The sequence below is a fragment of the Micromonospora sp. BQ32 genome, from assembly GCF_059358895.1.
Genome location: NZ_JCADBI010000002.1, coordinates 104,692 through 116,588, shown reverse-complemented (window position 1 = coordinate 116,588; position 11,897 = coordinate 104,692). Strand labels below are relative to the sequence as shown.

Genomic DNA, 11,897 nt, shown 5'->3' with positions numbered 1-11,897 from the left:
CGGTCAGTTAACTGTTTCCGGAGGAACGAACGAATGCCATCCCCGACCGCTCGCCTGCTCGCCGTCGCCACGGCCACCGCACTGCTCTCCGCCGGTACGCCCGCGCGGGCGGAGCCGACAACACCGACCGCACCGGTCAGCTCCGGGCCGAACGCGTTCGCCCCGCTCGCCACCTGTTACGGCGGGGCGGTCCGGTCGTACTTCGAGACCGGCCGCTACGGCGGCTCGGCCGGCCAGTACCGCACCACGACGCGCTGTCGCGACATCAACGTCCGTAACGCGAGCGTGTACGCCACCGAAGCGTGCGTGATCTTCGTCGACAAGACGAGCGCCTGCAACTACTGGACCTACCTGCCGGCCAACTCGGGCTGGATCACGGTGGCGACCAACGTCCGGGACGGCGTCAACTTCCGGGTCCGCTTCGAGAACCTGCGGTACGAGTACGAACCGCTGATCGCGTACCACGCGTTCTGACTGGCCCGCGCGGTCGCGGCGTCCGCCCCCCGACGGACGCCGCGACCCGCCGACGCGGCCGCATTACCGGGCGCGGCTGCGCAGGGTGGCGATCGTCGAACCGGCGAGCGTGAGCAGGCAGTCGGGGAGCAGCCCGTCGGCCGCCGCCGCGCCGAAGAGGGCTTCCCCCGTCGGTTCGTCCCGATTCGCGTACGCGCTGACGAAGCGGGCCACCCAGCGGGTGTCGTACCCGGCCTGGTCGATCCCCGGGAAGTCGAGCGCCGCCCCGCTGGCCGCCGGCGCGTCACCGAGCATGGTCGCGGCCAGGCACCAGGCGACCCCGTACGCGCCGCTCAGGCCGGCCCGGTCGACGACCGCGTCGAACGCTCCCACCACCGCGTCTCCATCGCCGGTCAGCGCCGAACGGAGCACGGCGGCCGCGTCATCGAACGTCTGCTGTGGTAGGTCGGTCACTCAGCGCACAGTAGGACGGGTGGTCAAGCCCTCCAGCAACCGTCACTGTCCGTGTTCAACGCGAGCTACCTGCGCATTACGCCACCTCCACGGTCCCGCCGCCGGCCTCGGCACGCTAATGTGCGCAGCGGACCTTCGCCGGAGGAAGGACGACCATGTTCGTATCACGCCGCTCGCGGGTAGCCACACTGGCTGCCTGCGCGACGATCCTGCTCGCCACAAGCGCTTGCGGGGAAGACAAGCCCGAGGAGGCGAGCGCCCAACAGGTGCGCCTCTACGGCACGGACGGCAACATGCTCAACTCCTATCCTGCGGAGTTGAAGGAACGGGCCAGTCTCGTCGACGGGATGAAGGGCACCACGCCCCTCGTTCCGCTGCCGGACGACTTCAAGAGCCGGCTACGGGCCGTCAATCCGGCGCTGACGGACTACCTGTACTCCGCCGAGACGTACGACGCGGTGGTGATCGCCGCGCTCGCCGCTCAGCTGGCCGGCAGCACCGACCCCGCTGCCATCGCGAAGCAGATCGTCGCCGTGACCAACGACGGGCAGCGCTGCGAGGACCCCGCCAGTTGTCTCGCGCTGGCCCGCAACGGGCAGGACATCGAGTACCGCGGCGTGTCGCTGACCCGAGCGGGCTTCACCGACAAGGGCGAGCCGGCCACCGCGAGCTACGCCACGCTGACCTTCGACGGGCAGCAGATCAACGACGGCAAGACCGAGTTCGTCGGCGCGGGCATCGAGTCGGCGGCGAGCACCAAGACGCCGCCGAAGCCGAAGAAGCAGCGCGCGGGGGGCAACGCCGACCAGGAGCCGCTGATCCTGGGCGGCCTGCTGCCGAAGACCGGTGACCTCGCGATCGCCTACCCGCCGATGGCCGCCGGCGCCGCGCTCGGGATCAAGGAGATCAACGCCGCCGGTGGCGCACTGGGCAAGCCGGTGACGTGGCTCGACGGCGACGACGGCACCAACCCGACGGTGGCCAAGGCCACGGTGGCCAGGCACGTGACGGACAGCGTCAGCGTGATCATCGGCGCGGGTGGTTCGGGCATCTCCCGGGCAGTGCTTCCGGACGTGGTGCAGGCCGGGAAGATCCTCTTCTCCCCGTCCAACACCGACAGCAGCCTGACCGACGTGGACGACCAGGGTCTCTACTTCCGCACCGCCCCGCCGGACAGCCTCCAGGGCCGGGCGCTGGCCGACGTGATCCTCCGCGACGGCTCGCAGAAGATCGTCATCGTCGCCCGCAAGGACTCCTACGGTGAGGGCCTGCAGGGCACGGTCCGCGACGAGTTGGAGAAGGCCGGTATCGCCAACGACCGGCTCAAGCTGTTGACGTACGAGCCGCCGGCCGACGCGAAGGCGGCACCGGTCGACTTCAGCGGCGGGGCGAAGGAGATCAAGGAATTCGGCGCGGACGCCGTACTGATCATCGGCTTCGGTGAGTCCGCCCAGGTGATTCGCGGCTTGGCCGACGCCGGGGTGCAGATCCGGCAGTAAGCAGGAACCAGGCTCACCACGGCCGCACCGGCTTCCCGCCGGTGCGGCCGTTTCTGGTACGTGAGATCAGCGGGAGCGGCGGCGCTCCAGAAACTCGGTCATCCGGCGGTGCTTCTCGTCGTCCTCGAAGAGCACCGCCTGGCTGACCAGGTCCAGATGCGGGTGCGCGGCGGCGGGCGCGTCCACCGCCAGCTTGGTCAGCCGCACCGCCAGCGGCGAGCCCAGGGCGATCTCGTCCAGCAACGCGTGCGCCACCGTCAGCAGCTCGCCGGGCTCGTCCACCACCCGGTTCACCAGGCCGATCCTCAGCGCCTCGGTGGCGTCCACCCGCCGGCCGGTGAAGAGCAGCTCCTTGGCCCGCCCCTCGCCGATCAACGCGGGCAGCCGGTGGGTCGCGCCGGCGCCGGCCAGGATGCCCAACCGCACCTCCGGCTGACCGAAGACCGCCCGCGTCGTGCACACCCGCAGATCGCAGGCGTACGCCAGCTCCGCGCCACCGCCCAACGCCGGGCCGTCGACGGCCGCCACGGTCGGCATCGGCAGCGCCCGGATACGGGCGAAGGCGGCCGAGTTGATCGCGGCGAGGGCGTCCGTGCGACCCCGTTCGCGGAGCTGGCCGATGTCGGCGCCACCGGCGAAGATGCCCGCCGCGCCGCCGGTGAGCAGCAGCAGTCGCGGACGCGCCTCCAGCTCTGCGCAGACCTGGTGCAGCTCGGCGATCAGGTCGGCGTCGATGGCGTTGCGCTTCTCCGGCCGGTCCAGGGTGACCACCAGCCGGTCCGGCCGCTCCTCGATCCGCAACCCGCTCACTGTGCTGACCTTTCGTTCGCGACCGTGGGGCTCGCAAGCGCACTCCTCGCGCTCACTGTGCTGACCTCTCGTTCGCGACTGTGGGGCTCGCAAGCTCACTCCTCGCGCTCACTGTTTGCCCCCGCCTTCCCAGCGGTAGAAGCCGTGGCCCGACTTCTTACCCAGCCGCCCGGCGGCCACCATCTCCACCAGCAGCGGCGGCGGCGCGAAGCGGTCCCCGTACGCGGCCTGGAGGGTGCGGGCGATGTCCAGCCGCACGTCGAGGCCGACCAGGTCGGTGAGCTCCAACGGCCCGATCGGATGCCGGTAGCCGAGCACCATGGCCTTGTCGATGTCCGCCGGGCTGGCCACCTCGTCGGCGACCATCCGGATCGCCTCCAGCCCGAGGGTGACCCCGAGCCGGGAGGTGGCGAAGCCGGGCAGGTCGCGTACGACGACGGGGTCCTTGCCCAGCCGGCCGGCGAGCGCGACAGCCGCGGCGGTGGTCTCCTCGGCGGTGGCCGGGCCGACCACGATCTCCAGCAGCGCCATCGCCCAGACCGGGTTGAAGAAGTGCAGGCCGAGAAAGCGCTCGGGCGCCTCCAGCTCGGCGGCCAGATCGCCGATGGCGATGCTGGAGGTGTTGCTGCCCAGCAGCGCCGGGCGCAGCGCGGCGGCGTCCCGCAGCACCGCCCGCTTCAGGTCCAGGCGCTCCGGCACCGCCTCCACGATCACCTGCGGGGCGGGCGCGACCTCGGCGAGGGTCGGGCGCAACGTCACCCGCTGCCGGTTCGCGGCGGCCTCGTCGGCGCTCAGCTTCCCGCGCTGCACCGCCCGCTCCCACAGCTCGGCGAGCCGGTTCAGCGCGGCCGCACCGCGCTCGGGGTCCACCTCGACCAACTCGACGGCGTACCCGGCGCCGGCCGCCACGTACGCGATGCCAAGCCCCATCGTGCCGGCACCGACGACCACGAAACGATCGCTCATCACGCCTCCCTGTCCCGTCCGCCGGCGCGCGGGATCCCCGCCGCACCGGCGCGGGTGTGCCGCCCGCTCCGCTCACTCATGGTGCGACCCTAGACAGCGCGACGACCCGGCCCATGCGTGGGGGAGCGCCGGATCGGGTACTGACGGCCCGTCAACCGAGGGAAGGACCGCATCGAGATGAGCCAGGCACCGGAGAGCGTCACCGACGGGGAGACCGTGGAGACCCGAGGCGACGAGCGGGTCGAACTGCTGCGCGCCGACACCAACAACGACGGCAAGACCGACGTGTGGGTGGTGGACACCGACGGCGACGGCAAGGCGGACCTGTTCCAGTTCGACACCGACGGTGACGGCAAGGTGGACATCACCATGGTCGACATCGACGAGGACGGCCAACCGGACGAGGTGGTCGACGGCGACGGCGGCCTGCCGCCCGAGCAGCTTCCCCCGACCGTCCAGGTCTGAGACGTACGACGGGCCCCTGCCTCCGCGCCCGGCGGAACGCGGGGGCCGTCGCTCAGTCCACGAGGCGCAGGGTGGCCAGGTAGTAGGGGGCGTCGCGGTCGTCCACATCGGTGAGCCGCCAGCCGGTGCCGTGCACCAGGCTGGCGAACTCGTCCGCCGAGCAGACCAGGTAGTCGAACCATTCGGTGCTCAACTCGCGATAGCGCAGCCGCAACCGCAGTTGGCCACCGAGCCGGCCGCGCCGCCGGTTGCGCTCGTGGTAGCCGGTGTGCAGCGGGTCACGGGTGCCGTACGGGTCGGTGCCCTGCGCGATGATCTGCGCCCCCGGTCGGGCCAGCGCGGCGAGCGCGGCCAGGAACTCGGGGGCGCGCTCCCGCCCCTCGAACAGCCCAAGGTTGTTACCGAGCAGCAGGAAGGTGTCGTACCGCGAACCGTCGGCGATGTGCGTGTCGACGGTGCCGTGCACCAGCCGCCGGACCCCGCGACGCCGGCTCACCTCCAGCGCACCGGCGGAGGTGTCCAGCCCGGTGACGGGTACGCCGCGCTCCTGGAGCAGCAACGCGATCCGGCCGGCTCCGGTGCCGATGTCCAGCGTCTCGCCGTGCGCCCGGTCCACCGCGCGGTGGTCGTACGGTTGCCACTCGGCCGGCCCGTCCAGGTAGTGCGCGGCCGGGGCGCCGTTGATCAGACCGTCGTCCCGTTCGATGATCTCGATGACCGGTCGCGGCAGTCGACCACCGACCAGGGGGCGGGGGCCCACCCCGGTGGCCACGGCGAGCGTGTCCCGCAGCAGTTCGCCGATCACGTCACCGATTAGAGGCTCAACCGTCACGACGTTCACGCTATCCGGCCACTCAGTGGCCCGCGCCGGCCGTATCCTGGCGGCGTGACCACGCTGGACCGGCTGTCGGCCGAGAAGTACATCCTGCTCACGACCTTCCGCAAGGACGGTCGGGCGGTGCCGACCCCGGTCTGGGCGGTACGCGACGGCGAGGCGTTGGCGGTCTGGACCCGGGCCGACTCGGGCAAGGTGAAGCGGATCCGCCACAACGGCGAGGTGACAGTGGCCCCGTGCGACGTGCGGGGGCGGCCCCACGGGGCGGAGGTGCCGGCCCACGCGACGATCTACGGGGGCGGTGACACCGGTCGGGTCCGCGACCTGCTGAAGCACAAGTACCGCCTGATCGGTCGGCTGAGCCTGCTGGGCAGTCGGTTGCGGCGCGGCGAGGGCGGCACGGTTGGCATCCGGGTGACGTTGGCCGAGCCTCAGCGCTGACCCGCGCGGCCGGTGTCAGGCTCGGCGGGGCATGAAAAGGGGCGGCGGATCGAGATCCACCGCCCCTGACGAAAAACTCTGCCGGCTCAGTCGCCCTGCCGCTGCTGCGGGATCTGGCCCTGCAGCAGCGCCCTGACCTCCGACTCACGGTACCGACGGTGGCCACCCAGGGTGCGGATGGCACTGAGCTTGCCAGCCTTGGCCCACCGGGTCACCGTCTTCGGGTCGACCCGGAACATCGACGCCACCTCGGCCGGCGTGAGTAGCGGCTCTGGTTCGTGCGTTCGCGATGCCATCGGTCACTCCTCCACATGTATAGACATCGGCCGGGGTCCCGCCGGCCGACGCGTCTCCCATGGTCCGGCTAGTCCCCGATGTCCGACATGGGCCGAACGGATGAAGGTCCCTAGACGGACGGATGAACCATGCCCGATTTTTACGACTTTTACACGGCAGAAAGTACCTTATTCGGACTCATGATCACGGTTCGTGATGCGTCAACTACGAGCGCAACTCACCTTGGGAGCGCTCCTAGGGTGATATGTCCTAGTTACACCGCTCCAACAGCTGCACCGCGCGCCACCGTGCCACCAACTTGTCGTACGCGGCGGACGCCTCCTCGGCCTCACCGCGCGCCAGCCCCGCGAGGCCACCGGCGACCAGTTCCGGCGAGTCGTCCGCGGCGAGGGTCTCGTCGGAGAGCAGGTCGACCAGACCGCCGTAGTCCAGCTCGACGACGGACCGCGGATGGAACTCCTCCAGCCAGCGGGCCGCCTCCTCCACCGCCTCGGTGATCGGCGCCTCGCCCACCGACTTGCGCAGCACCGACAGCGCCCGGGACGAGCGGCGTCGTGCCTTGGAGATCTCGGTGCGGTAGCGCAGCGCCCGCCGGCCCGGCTGGGTGACCATGTCCCGCTCCGTTGGATCGAAGAGCACGAACCAGCGCAGCGGTACGCCCCAGGTGGCGATCTGCTCGTGCACCCGGGGCACCCCGTGCTCCAGCACCCGGGCGCCACTGCGCCAGTCGTCCACCACCGCCCTGGCCTGCCCGGCGAGCACTGGCGGCACGAAGGCGTCGGCGAGCACCGAGGGCACCCCGTCCCGGGCGCTGAGCGCCGCCTCAGCGACCCGGATGCGCAGGTTCCACGGACAGACCAGCAGGCTGTCGTCCGTCTCCAGGACGTACGCCTCCTCCGGCAGGTCCGGCAGCCGGGTCCAGCCCGCGCCCAGCGCCTCGATCACCGCCGTCCGCTGCCGACCGGGCCCCTCGACTGGGGCGACCGCGCGCCCCTCCGAGACGTAGCGGCGCCAGTAGCTCTGCCGGTCTCGGTCGAAGGCGGCCAACGGTTCGTACACGCGCAGGTAAGAAGCGAAGAGCGACGGCACCGCGCGATCCTCCCACGAACCACGCCCGTACGCGCTCAGCGGCCGGAGCACGCGCGCCGCAACGTGGGACGGCGGTGGCGCGTCGAGCGCGCGCACGGCGGCCGATACTAGGCTCGATCACGCCGGCAGCATCCCCGCCGGGGTCCACCAGGTCCGCGTTCCACAAGGACGCACACCATCGTAGGAGCCAACCATGGGCGTATTCGCGAGCACCGACGACCCGGTATCGACCGGTCACGAACAGGTCGTGTTCTGCCAGGACAAGCAGAGCGGCCTGAAGGCGATCATCGGGATCTACTCCACCGCGCTGGGCCCGGCGCTCGGCGGCACCCGCTTCTACCCGTACGCGAGCGAGGACGACGCCCTCGCCGACGTGCTGGACCTGTCCCGCGGGATGGCATACAAGAACGCGCTCGCCGGGCTGGACCTGGGCGGCGGCAAGGCTGTCATCTGGGGCGACCCGGAGCAGATCAAGAGCGAGGCGCTGCTGCGCGCGTACGGCCGCTTCGTGGAGTCGCTGGGCGGTCGCTACTACACCGCCTGCGACGTCGGCACGTACGTGGCGGACATGGACGTCGTGGCCCGGGAGACCCGCTACGTGACCGGGCGCAGCGTGGAGCACGGCGGCGCCGGCGACTCGTCGATCCTCACCGCCTGGGGTGTCTTCCAGGGGATGCGGGCCGCTGCCGAGCACGTGTGGGGCACCCCGAGCCTCCGGGGCCGGCGGGTCGGCGTGGCCGGCCTGGGCAAGGTCGGCAAGTACCTCACCGGGCACCTGCTGGAGGATGGCGCCGAGGTGGTCGCCACCGACGTCAACCCGAAGGCGCTGGCGTGGGTGCGCGCCAACCACCCGCAGGTCTCCCTGGTCGACGACTCCAGCGCACTGGTCGCCGCGGACCTCGACGTATACGCGCCGTGCGCGCTGGGCGGCGCACTGAACGACGACACCGTTCCGGCGCTGCGCGCCAAGGTGGTGACCGGGGCGGCGAACAACCAACTCGCCCACCCGGGCATCGAGAAGCTGCTGGCCGACCGGGGCATCCTCTACACCCCCGACTACGTGGTCAACGCGGGCGGCGTCATCCAGGTGGCCGACGAGATCGAGGGCTTCAACTTCGATCGGGCGAAGCTGCGGGCGACCCGGATCTACGACACCACCCGCGAGATCCTGCACCTGGCCGACGCGGAGGGTGTGCCACCGGCCGTGGCCGCTGACCGGCTGGCGGAGCGGCGGATGGCGGACGTCGGCCGGCTGCGCGCGATCCACCTGCGCTGAGCGTTCCCGGGGGCGGATCGACGAGATCCGCCTCCGGGCCCCCCGGTGCCGGCGCGGCTGGGTAAGCTGAGCCCGGGTCAATTTTGATGCGGTTTGTCCGGTGTCACGGGTGCTAACCGTTCCGCTCCTTACCCGGTACACTGGGTGACGGCCGGATCGACGCGACGCGCAGAGCCGGCTGACGGTAACCCGAGGTGCCGAACGGTGGCATCCCCATGTACCGTAAGAGCCACGAGAGATGCCTGACGTCATCGGGGCCCGCCTTCGGGCTGCCCCGCATTCTGTGCGAGGGGGTCGAGCCATGGGGCGCGGCCGTGCTAAGGCCAAGCAGACTAAGGTGGCGCGGGAGTTGAAGTACCACTCCCCGAACACCGACCTCACCGCCTTGCAGCGCGAACTGGCGGGTGCTGGTAAGTCTGAGCACCACTTCGACGACGACTCTAAAGAGTTCGTCGACGACGATGATGAGGATCACGCGGACGACGATCCGGATCCCTGGGTCCGTCCGACCCGCTGACCTCTCGACGCAGCTGAGCACGCGGTAACCCCCGCGTGCTCACGCACGTCCCGTGCAGGTGCAGTCGCCGACGCTCAGGGGCCTGGCCCGACCGGAACCACTCCGGCCGCTCGACAGGCCCCTGACCACGGCTCTCTCAGCGCGGGCGGTTGTTCCAGTTGTAGAAGGTCGGGATGTTCTCGAAGTGGTTCCAGGCGCAGACCGCGCTGGAGCCGTCTCCGCCCGACACCTCCGAGCGCAGCCGCCGTGCGTCCTCGGCCTCCTGGAGCAGCGCGACGAGCGCGGGAGCCGCGTCTCGCACCCGTTCGGTGACTCCGTCGTCCGCTTCGCGCTCAGGCCGCCGGTGACTCGTGGTCTCGGGCATGCTCCAACACTCCCTCCAATAGGCGGATCTTGCTGTTGCGGCAGTGCTCGGTCTCCGTACCGTCAAAACGCCCCAGCTCGAAGTAACGGTTGGCGGCATGGCCACCGCCGCAGAAGCCGAAGTACGGGCAGGACGAACGACACGCTTCCACCCCGGCCAGGAACTCCCCCACCCACGGCGTCGCCGCTGCGTTGCCGAGGATCTGCGCCAACGGGGTCGTCAGCACGTTGCCGCTGCTGAAGTCGCCGTAGCGCGGATCGGTGAAGCCGGCCAGTTCCGGGGAGAGCACGATCACCGAACCGTCGTGACCGATCGTCGGGATCGGGTCCAGTTGGCGGGGCAGCACCGCGTCCGCCGAGTTGTCGAGCACCGCCGCGGCGTAGCGCAACGACCACTCGATCTCGCGGAGGTGGATCCGGGGCTCCCGGCGCCACGCCCCGACCAACTCCGCCCAGAACGCGGACACCGCCGAAGGGTCGTGGTGGTTGTCGCGGGTGTTGACCCCTTCGGTCTCCTCGATGTTGATGCCCAGCACGTCGCAGCCCAGCTCAAGGAAGTAGTCGTACAGCTCGGTGGCGAGCCCCGGCGCCGGTCGGGACACCACGGCCAGCGCGGAGAAGGGCAGCCCGCGCCGGCGCAGCGCCGAGATGCCGTGCAGGATCCGGTCGTACGCCGGCTGACCGCCCCGGTTGACCCGGTCGCCGTTGCGCGCCCGGGGCCCGTCGACGCTCACGCTCACCCGCATCTCGTGCCGGACGAAGAAGTCGCACCAGTCGTCGTCGATCAGGGTGGCGTTGGTCTGCACGTGGTGCTCGACCTCGGGCCCGAACGGTGCGATCAGCTCGGCCAGGTGCTCTCGACCGGCGGCCAGGGGCTCGCCGCCATGCCACACCACGGAGAAGCGACCGTTCGCCGCCCAGGGATTGACCGCAGCCGCGACCGCCTCGGCCACCGCCACCGGCATCCGGCGGTCGGCGGCCCGAAACGGCAGGTAGCAGTACGCGCAGTCGAGGTTGCAGAGGGTGGTGGGCTGCATGACGACGTACGACGGGACGGCGGCCAGACCGCGCATCCCGCTGAACGACTGTCCCCGAGCAGCCATCGCCCTCCTCCGCCTAGCCTGAGGGTGCCCTTCAGGCTAGGCGGCATTGGCCACTCGGGTGAAGCCCTGATCAGGTGCCCGTACGATCACCGGAGAGTGGTCATCCTCGGGTGTGCTGACCAACCATCTGCACGTTGCCAGTGCCCTCGATGATCTCGCCGGCCTGCCAAGCCTCGACGCCACGGCCGGTCAGGGTGGCCAGCGCCCGGTCAGCGTCCTCGGCCGACACGATGGCGAACATGCCGACGCCCATGTTGAAGGTCGACTCCATGTCCTGGTCGTCGATCCGACCCTTCGACTGGATCAGGTCGAAGATCGGCTGCGGCTTCCAGGTGGACCGGTTGACCACCGCGTCGACGTGCTCGGGCAGCACCCGGACCAGGTTGCCGGGGATGCCGCCACCGGTGATGTGGGACAGCGCCCGCACCTCGGCCTCGGCGATCAGCTTGAGGCAGTCCTTGGCGTAGATCTTGGTCGGGGTGAGCAGCTCCTCACCGAGGGTGCGCTGCCGACCGAAATCGTCGATCACGATGTCCAGCCGCATCCGGGCCGCGCCGAGCAGCACGTGCCGGACCAGCGAGTACCCGTTGGAGTGCAGGCCGGAGGAGCGCATGGCGATCACCACGTCACCCACCTCGACCCGCTCAGGGCTGAGGATGTCGGCTTCCTCGACCACGCCCACACCGGTCGCGGAGATGTCGTACTCGTCCGGGCGCAGAACGCCGGGGTGCTCGGCGGTCTCCCCGCCCAGCAGCGCGCAGCCGGCGTAGCGGCAGCCGTCGGCGATGCCCGCGCCGATCTCGGCGACCTTGTCCGGCACGACCTCGCCGGTGGCGATGTAGTCGAGCAGGAACAGCGGCTCGGCGCCGCAGGCCACCAGGTCGTCGACGACCATCGCGACCAGGTCGATGCCGACCGTGTCGTGAATGTCCATCTGCTGGGCGATCACCAGCTTGGTGCCCACCCCGTCGGTGGAGGACGCCAGGATCGGGCTCTTGTACTTCTTCGTGTCGAGCCGGAACAGGCCGGCGAAGCCACCGAGGTCACCGAGCACCTCGGGACGGCGGGTCTGCCGCACCTTCGACTTGAGCAGCTCCACCGCGCGGTCGCCCGCGTCGATGGAGACACCGGCGTCGGCGTACGAGACCGAGCGTTTGCGCGCCTGGCGGCCAGCACCGCCCGTCCAGGGCTGGCGGTCGCCGCCGGCGCCGGTCGGGCTGCTTCCTGCGCCGCTGCGCTCGGACACGTGCGTCACGGTTCTCCCCTTTGGTTCTCGGTGCCGCCGGCGGTGGCCGGGCCGCGCCGGTTG

15 protein-coding genes are annotated in these 11,897 nt (G+C 70.8%); 6 read left to right on the top strand and 9 right to left on the bottom strand.

The genetic code is table 11. The annotated features are described in order from the left end of the window. The first annotated feature begins 33 nt into the window (after nt 1-33). Entirely contained in the window at nt 34-474 is a 441-nt protein-coding gene (locus AC5L30_RS04095; protein ID WP_494865468.1) for a hypothetical protein, read from the top strand. A gap of 63 nt (nt 475-537) precedes the next feature. Here the strand turns inward: AC5L30_RS04095 and AC5L30_RS04090 are convergent, their stop codons facing one another. Next, the gene (locus AC5L30_RS04090) at nt 538-927 is read right to left on the bottom strand and encodes a hypothetical protein (RefSeq protein ID WP_494865467.1); all 390 of its coding nucleotides are present in this window, start codon (nt 925-927) and stop codon (nt 538-540) included. Between the two features lie 155 nt (nt 928-1,082). Here AC5L30_RS04090 and AC5L30_RS04085 point away from each other — a divergent pair, with 155 nt between their 5' ends. Beyond that, nucleotides 1,083-2,426 (top strand): ABC transporter substrate-binding protein, encoded by a 1,344-nt coding sequence (locus AC5L30_RS04085; RefSeq protein WP_494865465.1) that lies wholly within the window; start codon nt 1,083-1,085, stop codon nt 2,424-2,426. A 66-nt stretch (nt 2,427-2,492) separates the two neighbouring features. On the opposite strand, the gene AC5L30_RS04080 is transcribed toward AC5L30_RS04085, so the two are convergent. Together AC5L30_RS04080 and AC5L30_RS04075 are read right to left on the bottom strand one after the other, a co-directional pair. Continuing rightward, nucleotides 2,493-3,236 (bottom strand): enoyl-CoA hydratase/isomerase family protein, encoded by a 744-nt coding sequence (locus AC5L30_RS04080; RefSeq protein WP_494865463.1) that lies wholly within the window; start codon nt 3,234-3,236, stop codon nt 2,493-2,495. Nucleotides 3,237-3,344: 108 nt separating this feature from the next. After that, nucleotides 3,345-4,202: a 3-hydroxyacyl-CoA dehydrogenase family protein gene (locus AC5L30_RS04075; RefSeq protein ID WP_494865462.1), complete on the bottom strand. Its 858-nt coding sequence runs from the start codon at nt 4,200-4,202 to the stop codon at nt 3,345-3,347. Between the two features lie 177 nt (nt 4,203-4,379). Between AC5L30_RS04075 and AC5L30_RS04070 the strand changes: the two genes are divergently transcribed. Further along, complete coding sequence (locus AC5L30_RS04070; RefSeq protein ID WP_238660820.1) at nt 4,380-4,667, top strand: hypothetical protein; 288 nt, start codon at nt 4,380-4,382, stop codon at nt 4,665-4,667. A 52-nt stretch (nt 4,668-4,719) separates the two neighbouring features. Here the strand turns inward: AC5L30_RS04070 and AC5L30_RS04065 are convergent, their stop codons facing one another. Beyond that, on the bottom strand, nt 4,720-5,499 hold the full coding sequence (locus AC5L30_RS04065) for a class I SAM-dependent methyltransferase (protein ID WP_494865461.1): 780 nt from the start codon (nt 5,497-5,499) through the stop codon (nt 4,720-4,722). Nucleotides 5,500-5,553: 54 nt separating this feature from the next. Here AC5L30_RS04065 and AC5L30_RS04060 point away from each other — a divergent pair, with 54 nt between their 5' ends. Continuing rightward, on the top strand, nt 5,554-5,943 hold the full coding sequence (locus AC5L30_RS04060) for a PPOX class F420-dependent oxidoreductase (protein WP_425858907.1): 390 nt from the start codon (nt 5,554-5,556) through the stop codon (nt 5,941-5,943). Nucleotides 5,944-6,029: 86 nt separating this feature from the next. Here AC5L30_RS04060 and AC5L30_RS04055 read toward each other — a convergent pair whose 3' ends face one another. After that, nucleotides 6,030-6,239: a BldC family transcriptional regulator gene (locus AC5L30_RS04055; protein ID WP_007073996.1), complete on the bottom strand. Its 210-nt coding sequence runs from the start codon at nt 6,237-6,239 to the stop codon at nt 6,030-6,032. A gap of 250 nt (nt 6,240-6,489) precedes the next feature. Beyond that, a complete protein-coding gene (locus tag AC5L30_RS04050; protein ID WP_494866068.1) occupies nt 6,490-7,329 on the bottom strand; it encodes a DUF8083 family protein in 840 nt (279 codons plus the stop codon). A gap of 193 nt (nt 7,330-7,522) precedes the next feature. Between AC5L30_RS04050 and AC5L30_RS04045 the strand changes: the two genes are divergently transcribed. After that, a complete protein-coding gene (locus tag AC5L30_RS04045; RefSeq protein ID WP_494865460.1) occupies nt 7,523-8,605 on the top strand; it encodes a Leu/Phe/Val dehydrogenase in 1,083 nt (360 codons plus the stop codon). Nucleotides 8,606-8,906: 301 nt separating this feature from the next. Continuing rightward, a complete protein-coding gene (locus AC5L30_RS04040) occupies nt 8,907-9,122 on the top strand; it encodes a DUF3073 domain-containing protein (RefSeq protein WP_030332207.1) in 216 nt (71 codons plus the stop codon). Nucleotides 9,123-9,258: 136 nt separating this feature from the next. Here AC5L30_RS04040 and amcA read toward each other — a convergent pair whose 3' ends face one another. From amcA to purM, 3 genes are all read right to left on the bottom strand, one after another. Beyond that, the gene (gene amcA, locus AC5L30_RS04035; RefSeq protein WP_124821604.1) at nt 9,259-9,486 is read right to left on the bottom strand and encodes a multiple cyclophane-containing RiPP AmcA; all 228 of its coding nucleotides are present in this window, start codon (nt 9,484-9,486) and stop codon (nt 9,259-9,261) included. Next, nucleotides 9,455-10,558: a cyclophane-forming radical SAM peptide maturase AmcB gene (gene amcB, locus AC5L30_RS04030; RefSeq protein WP_494866067.1), complete on the bottom strand. Its 1,104-nt coding sequence runs from the start codon at nt 10,556-10,558 to the stop codon at nt 9,455-9,457. The genes amcA and amcB overlap by 32 nt, the downstream gene beginning before the upstream one ends. Before the next feature lie 130 nt (nt 10,559-10,688). Continuing rightward, nucleotides 10,689-11,843: a phosphoribosylformylglycinamidine cyclo-ligase gene (gene purM, locus AC5L30_RS04025; protein ID WP_130406149.1), complete on the bottom strand. Its 1,155-nt coding sequence runs from the start codon at nt 11,841-11,843 to the stop codon at nt 10,689-10,691. Nucleotides 11,844-11,897 lie beyond the last annotated feature (54 nt).

Coding starts and splice junctions, on each gene's coding strand:
- AC5L30_RS04095 (WP_494865468.1), top strand. CDS start 34: ATGCCATCCCCGACCGCTCGCCTGCTCGCCGTCGCCACGGCCACCGCA.
- AC5L30_RS04085 (WP_494865465.1), top strand. CDS start 1,083: ATGTTCGTATCACGCCGCTCGCGGGTAGCCACACTGGCTGCCTGCGCG.
- AC5L30_RS04075 (WP_494865462.1), bottom strand. CDS start 4,202: ATGAGCGATCGTTTCGTGGTCGTCGGTGCCGGCACGATGGGGCTTGGC.
- AC5L30_RS04070 (WP_238660820.1), top strand. CDS start 4,380: ATGAGCCAGGCACCGGAGAGCGTCACCGACGGGGAGACCGTGGAGACC.
- AC5L30_RS04055 (WP_007073996.1), bottom strand. CDS start 6,239: ATGGCATCGCGAACGCACGAACCAGAGCCGCTACTCACGCCGGCCGAG.
- AC5L30_RS04045 (WP_494865460.1), top strand. CDS start 7,523: ATGGGCGTATTCGCGAGCACCGACGACCCGGTATCGACCGGTCACGAA.
- AC5L30_RS04040 (WP_030332207.1), top strand. CDS start 8,907: ATGGGGCGCGGCCGTGCTAAGGCCAAGCAGACTAAGGTGGCGCGGGAG.
- amcA (WP_124821604.1), bottom strand. CDS start 9,486: ATGCCCGAGACCACGAGTCACCGGCGGCCTGAGCGCGAAGCGGACGAC.
- amcB (WP_494866067.1), bottom strand. CDS start 10,558: ATGCGCGGTCTGGCCGCCGTCCCGTCGTACGTCGTCATGCAGCCCACC.